This window comes from Parasphingopyxis sp. CP4, assembly GCF_013378055.1.
Taxonomy (GTDB): Bacteria; Pseudomonadota; Alphaproteobacteria; order Sphingomonadales; family Sphingomonadaceae; genus Parasphingopyxis.
Window position 1 is genome coordinate 1,025,220 of the sequence record NZ_CP051130.1, and the last position, 14,900, is coordinate 1,040,119.

General features: G+C 57.6%; 8 protein-coding genes. All 8 read right to left on the minus strand.

All coding sequences use genetic code 11. The features are described 5' to 3' along the window. Positions 1–39: 39 nt before the first annotated feature. Positions 40–3,519, minus strand: a complete 3,480-nt coding sequence (gene addA / locus HFP51_RS04875) for a double-strand break repair helicase AddA (protein ID WP_255454876.1) — start codon at positions 3,517–3,519, stop codon at positions 40–42. After that, a complete protein-coding gene (gene addB, locus HFP51_RS04880; protein ID WP_176874628.1) occupies positions 3,512–6,490 on the minus strand; it encodes a double-strand break repair protein AddB in 2,979 nt (992 codons plus the stop codon). Before addB ends, addA begins: the two co-directional genes overlap by 8 nt. Next, positions 6,483–7,244 carry a nucleotidyltransferase family protein gene (locus HFP51_RS04885; RefSeq protein ID WP_176874629.1) on the minus strand — a complete coding sequence of 254 codons (762 nt, stop codon included), beginning with the start codon at positions 7,242–7,244 and terminating at the stop codon, positions 6,483–6,485. Before HFP51_RS04885 ends, addB begins: the two co-directional genes overlap by 8 nt. Further along, positions 7,241–8,245 (minus strand): aminoglycoside phosphotransferase family protein, encoded by a 1,005-nt coding sequence (locus tag HFP51_RS04890; RefSeq protein WP_370462939.1) that lies wholly within the window; start codon positions 8,243–8,245, stop codon positions 7,241–7,243. The genes HFP51_RS04885 and HFP51_RS04890 overlap by 4 nt, the downstream gene beginning before the upstream one ends. Then, positions 8,230–8,700: a tRNA (adenosine(37)-N6)-threonylcarbamoyltransferase complex ATPase subunit type 1 TsaE gene (tsaE, locus tag HFP51_RS04895; protein WP_176874630.1), complete on the minus strand. Its 471-nt coding sequence runs from the start codon at positions 8,698–8,700 to the stop codon at positions 8,230–8,232. Before tsaE ends, HFP51_RS04890 begins: the two co-directional genes overlap by 16 nt. 2 nt (positions 8,701–8,702) lie before the next feature. Then, on the minus strand, positions 8,703–11,054 hold the full coding sequence (locus HFP51_RS04900; RefSeq protein WP_176874631.1) for a PAS domain-containing sensor histidine kinase: 2,352 nt from the start codon (positions 11,052–11,054) through the stop codon (positions 8,703–8,705). A gap of 118 nt (positions 11,055–11,172) precedes the next feature. After that, complete coding sequence (locus HFP51_RS04905; protein WP_176874632.1) at positions 11,173–13,317, minus strand: TonB-dependent receptor; 2,145 nt, start codon at positions 13,315–13,317, stop codon at positions 11,173–11,175. A gap of 159 nt (positions 13,318–13,476) precedes the next feature. Further along, positions 13,477–14,868, minus strand: coding sequence for an adenosylhomocysteinase (gene ahcY / locus HFP51_RS04910; RefSeq protein WP_176874633.1), 1,392 nt, complete (start codon positions 14,866–14,868; stop codon positions 13,477–13,479). Positions 14,869–14,900: the final 32 nt, after the last annotated feature.

The following is a 14,900-nucleotide window of genomic DNA, read 5'->3' on the forward strand; positions in this document are numbered from 1 at the left end:
TATCGGTTAGTCGCCATTTAGGGTGCCACGGGCTTTCACTCAACCGCCCGGCGACAAACTTTGCTCCATGGGGGGCAAGCCCGGCTTGTTCGCTTCGAGTTGATCGGCGGACACGCTGATCAGTTTCGGGCCAGACGTATATAGCAAGCTTGCTTCGATATCACGTTCGGGGAAGATCACACGCAATGCCGCAGCATAGGCTGCCATTTGGCGGACATGCGTCACGGGAACCGCGTCTGGCCCAGACGGTACAAAGCCGCCGGTCTTGAAATCGACGACCTGCACCCGCTCATCGTCAACCAGCAATCGGTCGACCGTGCCTGACACAACAATATCTCCAACAACCGCAGCAATCGGCGCTTCAGCGAGCGCATCGGACGAGAATATCTCAGAGAAATCGTCATTCTCCACTATAGCGAGTGCATGACCGACAATCTCATCCCGGATGGTCTGGTTTTCTATGCCCGCATTGCGCTCCAGCCAGTGATGCGCTGCATCTGTACGATCGGGCTTCGCCACGTCCGGCAGGCGTTCGAACAAGCTATGAAGCAACCGCCCCCTCTCGGCGGCGAAACGCATTGCATCGCTTGGCGGTGGATCGGGAACTTTATCGTCGGCCAAAGACGATGGTGCTAACGGACGCGGAGGACATTCTTCGTCGGGGGCCGGCATATCGAGCCAACCGGGTTTTGCGATAACTGGCGGAACTGAGCGGCTGGCAACGGAACGGCGACGCTTCGTATCAACCGGCTGGTGTCCCTCAAACCGCATCACGCCGGACCAGTGAGCATCGTCTTCCCATTCTCGATCAAGCGTTTGCATTGCTTGCTCGACAGCATTGTACCAGCTGTCTTGCGGAGCGCCGTCTTTGTTACGTGGGCCCAGTGACCCAGCGACCACCAATTGTTCTTCAGCCCGCGTCAGCGCGACATACAACAGCCGCCAATGTTCTTCGCGATCTGCCAGCTGCTGACGCTCGACGGCATCGGCAAGCATATCGACCTGCTCGACCTTCCTAGGTCGCGGCAATGGAACCGCAGGCAGATTTTCTGCAAGTTGGAAATCAACACTCGAACTGCGCGCAAGATTGGGATCGAAGGTCGCATCGGCGAGGATTACCAATGGCGCCTGCAGGCCTTTGGCGCCGTGCACCGTCATGACTCGGACGGCATCTAGCGGGGCCGCAGGATCTCGTTTGATCTCCGCGTCACCGCGATCAAACCAATCAAGAAAATGCTGAAGCGATGGCGAGTTTTCGGTTTCAAACACCAATGCCGTGTTCAACAGCTCATCAATCGGATCACGGGCCTCTTCTCCAAGACGGGAGAGAAGATTCTGACGACCTTGCAGTGGCCCGGAGAGAATATGTTCGAGCAACTGATAGGGGGTGATGAAATCCGCACGATCCAACAGTTCCTGCAACAATTGCACGGTCGCAGCTGCACCATCGATCGCCTGACCTTTTTGTTGCGCTGCATCACGCAACACACTCCAAAGCCCAGATTTTCTGCCAAAGGATAGAGCGTAGAGCTGATCCTGCGACCAACCAATCAACGGCGAAACGAGCAAATTTGCAAGATTCAGATCGTCCTCGGGCTGCAGGACAAACCGCAATGTCGCTAGCAAGTCTTGCACGACCAATGGGTCGGTAAGCATGAGCCGATCGACGCCGGCCACGGGGACCGCCTCTTCATGCAAGCGCGCCACGAGCAATGAGGCAAGCTCGCCGCGGCTCCGCATCAGAATCAGCACGTCTTCCGGCCGCAACGGACGCCCTTTGCCGGAAACCCAGATTTGATCGGGCCCGTCGGCAATCCAGCGCTTCACCTGCTGGGCAATTTTTCGCGCCAAGGCGAGCTTGGCATCGGCTAGCCACCCCTCTTCACCTGCATCAACCTCATCCAGCGTCTCGCCCCGCACTGGCTTGAAAATGCTGACCTGGCCGGGGCGTCCCGCATGCGCAGAAACATGACTCCGAAGTGCGTCCGGCAGGCCGATCGCATCCGCTCCGACATTTTTCAGCACCGCATCGACGAGTTCGAGGATCGGCGCCGAAGACCGGTAGCTCTTATCCAAACTAAGATTTTGGAGCGCCCGTTGCCGCTCTTCGATATGCTGTGCAAATCGTGTCCGCGCATCTGTAAACGCCTGCGGGTTTGTGCCCTGGAAACCGAAGATCGCCTGCTTGAAGTCACCTACGGCAAAGATCGTCCTGTGCACAGCATCTGCGCTGTCAGGATCCAGCTCGAAAAACTCGGCGCTCAAGCCTTCGATGATGGACCATTGCGCACTGTTTGTATCTTGCGCCTCATCAACCAGAATATGATCGATGCTTTGGTCCAGCTTGTAGCGCACCCACTCTCCAATGCCGTCCTGGGTGAGTAGAAACCGGACAATGGTGATCATGTCATTGAAATCGAGAGCGCCCCGCCGGCGCTTGGCTACGGCATAATCCTCTGCAAAACGCCGGCCGGAGCGAAGTGCGGCACCAGCGAATTGGGAAAACTCGGCCTTGATGCGCATGGCCAACATGGCGCCAACTTGCTCGTCTAACGACGCACAAATTTCAGGATAGTCGGGCGCGTTATCGATCAGTTTCTGACTGAACTTTCTGAGATCTCCCTGCTTTGTCGCCCAAACATTGCGAAGATCCGAGAGCATCACGGATCGCTGTTCGGCATCTGCGGCGAGCCAGGTCGATATGGTTTGCGCTCCAGCAAGGCCGGTTTTGGTCCCCCATTGAGAATTTGCATCTGCGATCTTGCTCAGCGCGTCGATATCAAACGCAGTATCGGAACACGTTTCAATGATGGCCTGATCCACATCACCGGCCGGCAAGTCGAAGCCGCGGCGCAATACGTCATTAAACAGCTCTGGGGGGCCAACGGCGGCCAATGCTTCAAAGTTGTGAGCGCAATGACGGAGAAAATTCTCGGCCCCCTCCTCGCCCATTCGGCGACTGAGATGTTGGACATCGGATATCAGGTCCGTGTCACCACCTTCTTCGGCGCTGACGAGCATTGCCGCCAATGTATCCCGGATCAGGAGCGATTGTTCGCGCCCTTCGATCGGTCGGAATCCGGGTACTATTCGTGCTTCGGCCGGAAATGCGGCCAACAGGCTCTGCGCGAAGGCATGGATAGTCTGTATTCTCAATCCACCGCCTGTCGCATCGAGCACCCGGGCAAATAATTTGCGAGCCTCGGCGACGGAATCGGGATCATGCGCCTCCCCAAGCGCCATCAACTCTTGAGCCAAGACGGGATTTTTCAGCCGAACCCAATGCGCCAAACGCGCATGAATCCGATCCGCCATTTCTGCGGCGCCGGCCTTGGTGAAGGTCAGACACAAGATCGCGGCTGGATCGACACCCGACAACAGCAACCGCATGACCCGCGCTGTGAGCACCTGGGTTTTTCCTGTGCCAGCAGAAGCCGACAGCCAGGCAAGTTCGGCTGGGTCTGAAGCGTCGCGCTGTTCATCGGTCAGCGGATAGAGCGGAGATAGGCGTTTACCCATCACTGCGCCCATACCATTCTTGCAACCGCATCAGCTGATCATAATCACCATAGGGCGCATATTCGGGATGGAGTTTTGCGGTGAAAGGCTCGTCACCGATCAACCACAGCTCGGCAGCATCGGCGAACACCGAGGCTGCATGTGCGACGAAGTTCTCGGCGGTGATCTCAGCGTCACCGCGTTTACGAAATGGTTCTTTGACATAACCAAAGCCATCGCCATCTTTTCCAAGGGACCAGTACTCAAAGAGAGCGGCGCTGCCATCGATCCCTGCAAACGCACCGCGATCTGCCAATAGTCCCAGCAAGCCAAGCTGCATCGCGAAGCCCGCTTCGACGGCTGCTGGGCTCGGAGGCTGGCCGGTTTTATAGTCAACTATCGCAAGGCTGCTATCTGGCAGAGTGTCGATGCGATCGACTTTTCCGGTCAGCACAACGCCGGAAATCTCGGTTTTGCCATCGGCCTCCGCGGCCACGGGAATTCGACCCGCTGCTATCTGAGCCCGGACCCGCTCACCAATCCAGCGGATCGGTTCGGTCAGTCGCGGTCGCCACATGGCGCGCATCAATGGATGCGCATCGCTCGCATCGAGAAGCGCTTCCGCCCGCGCTATTAACTTGTCCGGGTCGCAATCATCTTCGCGGAACCAGTCTTCCAATATCTGATGCACAGCTGACCCCCGCCATGCAGGGCTCGGATCTGAATCGAGCGGATCGAGCGCGGACAGTCGCAACATGGTCTGCGCGTAGAAAGCGAAGGGGTCGGCCTTAAGCCGATCAACCTTGGTGACTGATATCTGCTTCGGACGGTCAGCCATGGGTGGAGCGGGAGCCGGCCGCGCAGCCGATTGTGTCTGGTGATCGGCATGATCAATAGATGTGCCCCATGCCTTGAATCGCGGAGCGCGCGTTAGGCCTCCTGTCATGGCTTCAAGGCGCAACCAGAAGCGCGAGGCAATTGCGGGTGCGCTCGCATCCCTGCGCGCCCGCGTCACTAAAACCTGACGACCACCCAAGGCACTGGCAAAATCATGGGCAGCTAACCCGATACGCCGTTCCAGGCCCGGCAGTTCCAGCTCAGCGCGTAAGCGCGGAGCGAGCCAGGGGTCTGGTGCCGGAAGATTGGGCCAAATGCCTTCGTTCAAGCCTCCAAGGATCATTAAATCCGCCTGCTGCAGCCGCGCTTCGAGAACCCCCCAGATGGAAAGGCGCGGATGACCACCCTGTGGCGGGCGGACTGCGATATCACCCATCAAGTGGGTCAGCAGCGGTGCCATATCGGAAATCTCCGCAGCTGCCGGACCAAGAGCGGATTGCATCTCACAATCGGCAATAAACCGCGCGGCTTCGCGCCCGGTTGGGCCAGACCAAACGACATCTCCAGCCAGTCTGCTTGCGGCATCGCGTATTGCGGCAATGAGCGCGGACAATGTCGCGCTGGCTTGTGCTGCACCTTGCAGCGGGCGCAGCAGATCAGCTGTGTCGTCCCACCATCGCTGAACTGACAATAACGCTTCGCGCTCTCGATCGCGCGCCTGGGCGGTCATGGATCGAAGATGCTCGCTGACGCCTTCAAGCCCTGCCCGGGGTCGAGGACCTCGCAAAGCTATATCAAGTTGCCGCACATCGTTGAGCCATGTGCCGCGGCCGTCTCCGGCCTGAACAAGGGGATGCTTCAACAAGGCCAGCAGTGAAATGGGAGCAAATCGGTCGGCCGCGGCCGTTGCCAGCGCAACTAGTAATGTTCCAGGCGGTTGCTCCGACAAGGGACGCCCGGCGGAATCATCTGCCTCGACTCCCCAGCGGCGCAAGTGGGCTGATACTCTTCGAGCCAAAGCACGATCAGGCGTGACCAGTGCGGCCGTGCGCCCGGGCGTCTCAAGCACCTCTCGCATCGCAATTGCAATGACTTGCGCTTCTTCGCGCGGGGTAGCCAATTCCAGCCCTCGGACCCCTGAAAGTCGACGTTCGCGAGGTGGAAGATCATTCCATTTGCCGGTGAAATTTGCGGGCGCCATCACATTGCTGATCGCGCGTGTCCGAACAGCGGGAGAGTCATGTCCACCGCCCCAACGCCAAGGCCTAACTTCGTCACGCGCTACTCCAACGCGATCCAGCAACAGTTTTAGCGCGAATTGCGGATGGGTCTCAATCGAACGTTTTCTGAAGCCGGACTGTGGATCACGGTCATGAGGTCCCAGTGCCTCCCATTCACAGTCCGGCATCACTGTGTCTAAACCCGGCAGCACAACGCTACCCTGCTCCATTCGGGCAACAGTACGCAGGACTTGGGCAACAGACGGTGACGTTGACGCAATACCAGCCGCAACGACAAATCCATCAGGCGGGCTAATCCGCCAACGCTCCGCCATATGATCGAGTAGTCGATTACGCCGTTCGGCCATGTCGATCTTACCAAGCTTGAGTAGTTCGGCCGGCCATTCGGTCAATATCATCTCGAGCTGGTCAAGCGAGACTTTCCAGTGTTCGGCAAGCTCTCCCTCGACGCCATCGGCCAATGCCTCGGGATTCACTTTTTCGATCAACAGCTGATCGAGCGTCGTCGCTAGATCGCGCGCCAACCGAACCGCTTCGCCAGCGTCAACGGGCTCGCCCAATCTTTCGCGGGTTCGCTGAACAATTGTTGCAAGCCGCATGGTCCGTTCAAGCGGCGCGACTGCCGGCGGGATATCAGCACAGATGCCGATAGGATCGAGCGCGCTGCCCAATGTCTCGACAATTTCCGGATCGCCGATTGGTACAAGACGGGGCAATACCAATCCAGCCGACGACCGGCGAACAAAGGCATCCTGAATCGCACGTGCTGTGCGATTGGTTGGTACCAGAATGATGCCGCCCGCTAACCCGAGGGGATCTTTCCCATGCATCCGCAAAAGGCCGGCCGCGAGCGCGTCCGAAAAGGCCCGATGGGGCGGGATTGTAAAAATGTTTGGGTGGACGGCCTTAGCCATCCAACAGAAGGGCCTCAGCCTTCTTTATTGCAGGCGGCGTGCCGATATCGAACCATAGGCCCTGGTGGGCCAAGCCGAATACTCGACCCTGTTCAATGGCTCTATCCCAGAGGATATTTGTCGAGAACGGACCAGCTGGCGGATCAACAAACAATCGCTTCGAAACCAGTTGAATGCCCGAGTAAACGAATGGCGCGATTTTGCCGCGATTCCGACGGGTGAGCCGACCGAGGCTATCCATGTGAAAATCGCCACGGCCTTTGTGGCAGTGCGCATGGGCCTGAGGAACCAGTAACAATAATGCGTCCATCTTGTCCGGATCCCAACGCGCCGCAAGGAGGCGCAGTGTGTCGGTCGGACCATCGACCCACAGGACGTCAGAGTTCATGACGAAGAAGGGGTCTGCATCAATTAAAGGCAAAGCCTTGGTGACACCGCCGCCTGTTTCGAGCAGCTCGGACCGTTCGTCAGATACGGTGATGCCGACATCACCATCTCGTCGCGCCAAATGGGCTTCGACCGCATCCGCCAGATAGTGAACGTTAATGATAGCTTTTGACACGCCAGCATCGCGAAGTCGGTCCAGAACATGATCAAGCAGGGCTCGACCTTTCACCTGAATAAGCGGTTTGGGCGTTGTCGCTGTCAGCGGTCGCATCCTCTTGCCGAGGCCTGCTGCCATTACCATGGCCGTGTCGACATTCGGGCCTTCAGTGGCCGGACGGATGGCTAACGGCGCACTGAATTTGTTCATCGTGGCGAGCCTCCTTGCCAAGCATCAGACCGTTTTCCGCTTGGAACATTGGATGAAAACCATGCTGTCACCGGTGCAAGTGCCGGGTGCCTCAAATCCCGTTCAAGATATTTCCACACCCGCGCCTGATAGGAAAGGTAGCGCGATTTTCCATCGCGCTTCCAAAGCCTGGTGAAAATACCCAGGATCTTCACGTTTCGCTGCGCTCCGAGAATGGCATAGGCGGCGTCAAACTCTGGCCCTGTCACGACGGGATTGGTTACCCGATAGTGCGTTATCATGTTTTCCTCGAGTTCCCGCGACACGTCGCGACGCGCATCTTGCAAAAGCGAAACCAGATCATAAGCTGGATGACCGGCTAGTGCGTCCTGGAAATCCAGCAAACCAAGCGATCCAATTCCATGTCGCCCCTCAAGCAGCATCAGATTCTCGGCATGATAGTCCCGCAAGACAGTCACAGGATCGGACTGTTCTACGACCGGACCCAGCACCTTGTGCCATGCGGCATCAAATCCGGCTTCGTCGACAGTCAAATCGAGCGCCGGGGCGTACCATTCAGTAAACAATCGGGCCTCGCGGAGATACTCGTCCATCGTGTAGCTTGGCAGATCACCTGCGCCAGAACGGTGAAGCACGCCCAACAGGGTTACTGCATCCCGGTAAATTCGCGCTTCACTTTCAGGCGCTGCATCGACAACTTCGCGCATGCGAGCGTCACCGAAATCTTCCAGCAGGATAAGACCTTCCTCAAGATTGCTCGCCATGATCTTCGGTGCGGCAAACCCGAGCCGATTCAGATGATCTGCGACGTCGATAAAGGGCTGGCTATCTTCCTTGTCTGCCGGAGCATGCATCAACACTGCGGTTCGACCGGGAGCGACGACTCGGAAATAGCGCCGAAAGGAAGCATCGCCGGCGAGCGGTAGCAGCGCCCCATCTCCCCAGCCATTGGCTTGGAGAAATTCTGGAGCAGACTCGGGGTTTTTCATGCTGGTGGCCATCGGGTCTCCCAAGCGGGCGGAACCGTCGCTGTCAAGGACCGTGCGGCAGGTCGCCCTTCTCCCTGCGATTCAATGTTCAAATAGAGGCGCAACGTGTCGTTCCAGAGATTTGCGCCAAGTCGCTCAGGCCACTCAATCAGCATCGCCACTTCACGACGTGCTTCATCTAAACCCAGCTCCAACGCTTCGTCTGGATCCTCAAGACGATACAGATCGACATGCCATACCGGGATCCGTGTTTCGGGAGCGTCATATGGTTGCACAATCGCAAAGGTTGGGCTTGGCGCCTCACTATTTAGGCCCAGGCCCTGAAGAATTCCACGAGCAAGCGTCGTCTTTCCAGCGCCCAGATCGCCAAACAGCGCAACCGCATCTCCCTGCCGCAGGGTCGGTGCAATTGATGCACCAAATGCGACCGTCGCTTCTTCGTCTTCGAGCGGTATCGCGTCCGGCATCGTTACTGCTGACCTTCGCGGGGTAGAGCGATTGTTACAAACGTCCCCTCGCCCGGTTCGCTATTGAGTTCCAATGTTCCCGCATGAGCTTCGACGAACTGTTTCGTCAGCGGTAATCCAAGTCCCAAAGCTCGGGATTGCTGTTCGCCCGAACCACGATGAAAACGGTCAAATACTCGAGCCCGATCCTCTTCGGTGATGCCGACACCATTGTCTGAAACGGTTATTCGGGCCTCACCGGTAGAGCCCTCGGCATGCAACAAAACTCGTCCGCCCTCCGGGGTGTATCGGATCGCATTGCGAAGTAAGTGGTCAAGGGATTGGCGCAGCCGACGGGCATCGCCGATCACGCTCCCCACGGACCAGTCGATTTCCGCGACAAACTCATGGTGCCGGGCCGCCGCTCTAACCCGGGCGTCCGCTGCTGCTTCCTCGCATAGCAATTGTAGATCGACCTCCTCTTTCGCCATTGGCAGGTCTTCCGCCTCGCCTTGTGTCAGATCCAGAACCTCGTCGATCTGCACCCGCAGCGTCGCGACGGAATCAAGGATCGACTTCACATATTCAGCGGCTTGTTCAGGAAGGTCACCGGCATAGCCGCCGTCGAGCATCTCTGCGAAACCGGCGATTGAAGTCAGGGGCGTGCGCAGCTCATAACTGATATTCGAAACAAAGGCAGTCTTAAGTCGATCACCAGCTTCCAGCGCTTCATTCCGTTCAAGGAGCGCCGCCTCTATTCGCTTGCTATCGGAGATGTCGAGCAGTGTGAACAAGGCGTTCCCATCCGGCAGCGGGACAGCCGCAAAGTCAAAATAGCGCCCATCGTGAAGAGATAAGCGGCCGCTGGCTTGTTGCCGCTCGGCGGTGGCTGATCGGACGGCTGTTTGAATCGCATCAGCGCTCCCTGCAGAGCGAAACCGTTCGGCAATTGTATCAGTAAGCTCATCAACCCGAGGATGATTGGAAAGGATGTCTTCATCCAGATCCCAAACTTCTCGGAAACGGCGATTCCAGATGTGCAGTCGACCGTCTGCAGCGAACACGCCTATTGCTTCGGAAAGATTGTCGAAGGTGGCCGTCCGAACCTGAAGTAACGTGTCGCGCGCACTTGCGAGCTGAGCTTGCTCCGTGCGATCTTCAAAAATCAGCAGCAAGCCGCCATCAGGCAACGGTTGCGCAACGACCCGCAAATGCGTCCCATCCGCTAACAACCAATTTTCCTCAGCGGGCCCATCAGCAGCTAGAAACCAATCGCGTCGTTCAGCTTTCCATTCAGGGAAATCCCTAACTTCCGGGACCCTGTCTGCTTCCCGCATACGATCTAGCACACGGTCAAACTCAGGCCTGTCTGTCAGCCACTCGTTCTTCATCTCGAATATTCGTTGGAAGGGTTGATTCGAGAAAATAAGTGTCCTGTCGAGGTCGAATTGTGCAACGCCGGCCGATAGCAGATCGAGCATGTCGCGCTGCGCCCTGGCAAAGCGCGCCAGCTCGGCCCGAGCACCCTCAAGCTGGTCAACATCGATGGAATAGCCGGCAACACCCACCTCACCGAGTGGTACGTCGACGATCTGCATCATCCGCCGTTCGCCACGGATGGTCGCCGGTACAGTCCGCGAATGGGGCTCACCATCCTCGCGAACGCGAGCGGCCACAGCGCGCGCACTATCCTTGCCTGGCATGTCAATCAGTTCCAGGCCGCGGCTAATAGCTTCGGCTGAGTTTTCCGCTTCGACGGCGCGGACATAGGCCTTATTTACGAGCGTTAGCCTTAGATCCGGGGCTCGGTGCCACATCGGAAATGGGGCGGCTTCGATAAGGGCTGATAAAGCATTCAAGGCTTCATGGGCTTGATCAGCGCGGCTCGACAAGGCGAGGATCTCGCTGCGGGTTTCTGTCGCGTCAAATATCCAGATCATCGAGGCTTGATTGCCGCCGAGTTCATCTGGCGCGGGACCACCTTGTGAAAACAGGATGCGATCTGAACCGGTGACACGCAATTCCATGCCAAAGGATTTGGCGGTGCGGCAAGCGGTGATCACGGTATCGGAAAAACTGTCGAAGCGATCTTCGCCAAGCAGGTCTTTGAACTCGATCAGGCGCTTTGGTGGTGATGAAAGACCCAACCATTCTTCGAGGCCTGGGCCAGCATTTATGCGGCCCTTGGCGTCGACCAGCATGAACACGGCCGGGGTATTTTCCAACAGCAGCCCGCCACGCCGCGCTGCCGCAGCCGCGCGTTCGCCCGCTGCTTTCCGGCGCAAGCCCAGCACCGTCGCCCACACAGCCACGCCGAGCCAGGCTGCAAGCAGCATGCCCGTTACGACAGCAGCGGTCGTCGAGATGGTAATCATAGCGCGCGCGTGCCCCGGATCATGACAGCGCTTCTAGACCCTCAAACGGGGGTTCGGGAAGATGCGATCACCCCCGGGCTGGGAGTGATCGCTCAATTTTTTTGCCGCAGATAGCGCCTTAGAAGCTGAAGCGTGCACCGACCCGGAAGTCGCGGCCGGCCAGCGGCACGAAATCCTTGGTGAAGGAGGCATGGCGCCGCGCATTAACGTCGAAGATATTGTTCACCGACGCGAATAGCGACGTACCCGCTGCGCGACCCCAAGGTCGCCAGGCCACAGACGCGTTCACGAAGGTGAAGTCATCCGTCGTTGTTTCAAAAGCTGCAACGCGATTCTGCTCGGCCGCCCATTCGATTTCGCCGCGCACATCAAAAGCATCCGATGTTGCTTCGATACCGCCACGGACCCGGAACGGTGGGATCCGGGGAACCGGCCCACCGCCATTGTCGATGGTCGCACGGACATAATCGGCAACCGCATCGGCATTGATGCTGACCGAGCCGACTTCGGCGATCGTCGCCGAAATCTCGGCCTCAAAGCCATAATAGCTCGCGTCACTTTGAAAATATTGGAAGACCGGGAGATCATCTTCTTCCGCGCCAGTGGCCGCATCAAAGATGAAATCGTCAAACCAGTTGGCAAAGCCGGTGAGCGCAAAATTTACCCCACCAATATCACCGCGGACATAGGCTTCCAGGCCGAGGCTCTTCTCAGTGTTGAAATTGGGATTGCCGATCTCAAATGCCTGGGTCGCGATATGCGGGCCGTTGGAAAACAGTTCTTCAGCCGATGGGGCACGTTCCGCGCGCGACAGGTTCAGGCCGATACGGAGATCTTCCTCGAAATTATAATGCAGGCCGCCGGCAATCGAGAAGGAGTTGAAGCTCCGGTCAATCGCAAGATCGGGCGCAGACACGCTGGTATGTTCGAACCGCGCCGCTGCTTCCACACCCAGCTGGCCAAAGGTGAATTCCTGCAGCGTGAAAATGCCGACCTGTTCGGTGTCGTTGCGCGGTACAAAGGCTTCTGCACCGATCGCATTGAAATCGCGGACATACATCTGGCCGCCGATAACTCCGCGCCAGCCGTCCTGATCCGCTTGAACCAGCTCTAATCGGCCTTCAAGTCCTTCGACAAAGAACAAGGTACCGACCTCATCACCCTCAAATTCGGTATGGGTATAGTCGGAATAGCCGAGGCGAACGCGAATACTCTCAAAGAAACCGCCGCCAGTGATGATCTCGCCACGCAGGTCCAAGCGAACCTGTTCGAGATCGATGGTGACTGGGCCTTCTTCTTCCTCTTCTTCTTCGCCCTCTTCTTCGCCTTCTTCGTGATGATGTTCAGCACCCGGACGTGCCGGAATGCCATAATTGGTATCGAAGAAGCTGATCGAGGCGCCGATGCTGCCCCAGCTGTCGATTAACGCCAGGCCTGCACCCGCGGTCCAGGTCTCGGTCGCGCTATTCGGTACAGTGCCGGCCAAGTTGGCGAGTTCGAGGGCCTCAGCCGCTTCGTCCAGGTTACCTTCTTCGGTTTCTTCGGCCACAATTTCGAGCTGTTCGGCACGCAAGGCTGGTGACAGTGTAAAGCCGGAAATGTCCAGATCGTTGCTCTCGCGGTAGCTGCCATCGACATGCAGCACCAGCTTGGAGGTCAGTGGCAGGTCTACACCACCGGCGATGCTCCGCTCATCGGCAGCCGAACCGTAGGAGGTGACGGCATCAATATGCACAGGCTCATCCGGCACTTCGATCGGAATGCGGCGATCAAATACATTGACTGCACCACCAATGGCCTGGCTACCAAAGAGCAAGGCAGCCGGACCGCGCAACACTTCGATACGATAGGCCGTAATCGGATCAATCGTCACGGCATGGTCGGCCGAGGTGTTCGACGCATCGATGGCTCCGATACCATCGGTGAGCACGCGGATGCGTTCACCCTGGAAACCACGGAGCACCGGGCGCGATGCGCCTGGCGTAAAGGAGGTTGCCGACACACCTGGCAGCGCGGTCAGCGTATCGCCGATCTGCGGCCGGATACTCTGATCGAGAGCCTGGCCCGATAGCGTTGACGTACCGGCAATCAAATCCAGCTCTTCAACAAAGCGCGCCGTAACGACGATCCCGGCGGTTGCATCACCATGAAAATCATCGCCCGAAGACTGTTCGTTTGTGTCCTGAGCGATGGCAGGAACCGCAAGAAATGCGGCGCCAGCCGCCAATACGGCCTTGGCCGATAGCGTGTGTGCGTTGTTCATGCGGCGGAGCTAAACGGTATGTGACAACATATCAATAGGATTTTTCACCAGTTCGTCGAATGAACGCGTCGATTTGTCGTTATCTGAGCAAATTCAATGCAAAAAGGGCGCCCATCCGGTTCTGGATGGACGCCCTCAAGAGCCAAAATGGCCGATTTGCTAGTAGCGATACTGATCCGTCTTGAACGGGCCATGCGATTCCACGCCAATATAATCGGCCTGTTCTTTCGAAAGCTCGCTCAGCTGGACGCCCAGCTTGTCGAGATGGAGTTTCGCCACCTTCTCGTCGAGATGCTTGGGCAGCACATAGACCTGGTGGCCATAGGTGCCGTGATTGTTGAACAGTTCGATCTGCGCCAGCACCTGGTTGGTGAAGCTGGCCGACATCACAAAGCTTGGATGGCCAGTGGCGTTACCGAGATTGAGCAGACGACCCTGGGACAGCAGCAACATCCGCTTGCCGTCCGGGAAGGTGTACATATCAACCTGCGGTTTCACTTCGACATGTTCGAGATTGGCGAGATTGCCGACCTGAATTTCATTGTCGAAATGGCCAATATTGCCGACGATCGCCATGTCTTTCATCGCGCGCATATGCTCGATGGTGATGACATCCTTGTTGCCGGTGGCGGTGACGAAGATGTCGGCGCGCGGTGCGGCCTCTTCCATCGTCACAACTTCAAAACCGTCCATTGCGGCCTGCAGCGCACAGATCGGATCGATTTCAGTGACGATCACACGGGCACCAGCGCCGCTCAGTGAGGCCGCCGATCCCTTGCCGACATCGCCATAACCGGCGACGCATGCCGTCTTGCCGGCCATCATCACATCGGTACCGCGACGAATGCCGTCGACGAGCGATTCCTTACAGCCATATTTATTGTCGAACTTCGACTTGGTTACGCTGTCATTCACGTTGATTGCCGGGAATGGCAATTTGTGTTCGCGTGCCAGTTCATAAAGGCGGTGCACACCGGTCGTCGTTTCTTCCGAAACGCCTTTGATCGCATCGCGCGTCTTGGTGAAGAAACCCGGAGTATCCGCAAGGCGCTTCTTCAGCACCTTCTGCATTTCCTCTTCTTCTTCATTGGTCGGAGCCGGCAATTCTTCGCCGTCTTCAACCCGTGCACCCCAGATAATATACATGGTGGCATCGCCGCCATCGTCGAGGATCATGTTGCACGGCTCATCGCCCCACTGGAAAATATGATCGACATATTCCCAATATTCAGCGAGCGTTTCGCCTTTCTTGGCGAATACAGGAACGCCGGAGGCTGCGATTACGGCAGCGGCATGATCCTGGGTGGAATAGATGTTGCACGACGCCCAGCGAACGTCCGCACCCAGCGCGGTCAGCGTTTCAATCAACGCAGCCGTCTGGATCGTCATATGCAGGCAGCCGGCAATGCGTGCGCCATTAAGTGGTTTTTCTTCGCCATATTCTTCGCGCGTGGCCATCAGGCCTGGCATTTCGGTTTCAGCGATATCGAGTTCGCGCCGGCCGAATTCGGCAAGCGAGATATCAGCAATAATATAGTCCTGATCGGCCATTACGGGCTCCTGTTGGGGCGTCTATCCATCAA

Excerpts from the sequence above, each read along its gene's own strand:
- addA (WP_255454876.1), bottom strand. The coding sequence starts at position 3,519 with ATGGGTAAACGCCTATCTCCGCTCTATCCGCTGACCGATGAACAGCGC.
- addB (WP_176874628.1), bottom strand. The coding sequence starts at position 6,490 with ATGGCTAAGGCCGTCCACCCAAACATTTTTACAATCCCGCCCCATCGG.
- HFP51_RS04885 (WP_176874629.1), bottom strand. The coding sequence starts at position 7,244 with ATGAACAAATTCAGTGCGCCGTTAGCCATCCGTCCGGCCACTGAAGGC.
- HFP51_RS04890 (WP_370462939.1), bottom strand. The coding sequence starts at position 8,245 with ATGGCCACCAGCATGAAAAACCCCGAGTCTGCTCCAGAATTTCTCCAA.
- tsaE (WP_176874630.1), bottom strand. The coding sequence starts at position 8,700 with ATGCCGGACGCGATACCGCTCGAAGACGAAGAAGCGACGGTCGCATTT.
- HFP51_RS04900 (WP_176874631.1), bottom strand. The coding sequence starts at position 11,054 with ATGATTACCATCTCGACGACCGCTGCTGTCGTAACGGGCATGCTGCTT.
- HFP51_RS04905 (WP_176874632.1), bottom strand. The coding sequence starts at position 13,317 with ATGAACAACGCACACACGCTATCGGCCAAGGCCGTATTGGCGGCTGGC.
- ahcY (WP_176874633.1), bottom strand. The coding sequence starts at position 14,868 with ATGGCCGATCAGGACTATATTATTGCTGATATCTCGCTTGCCGAATTC.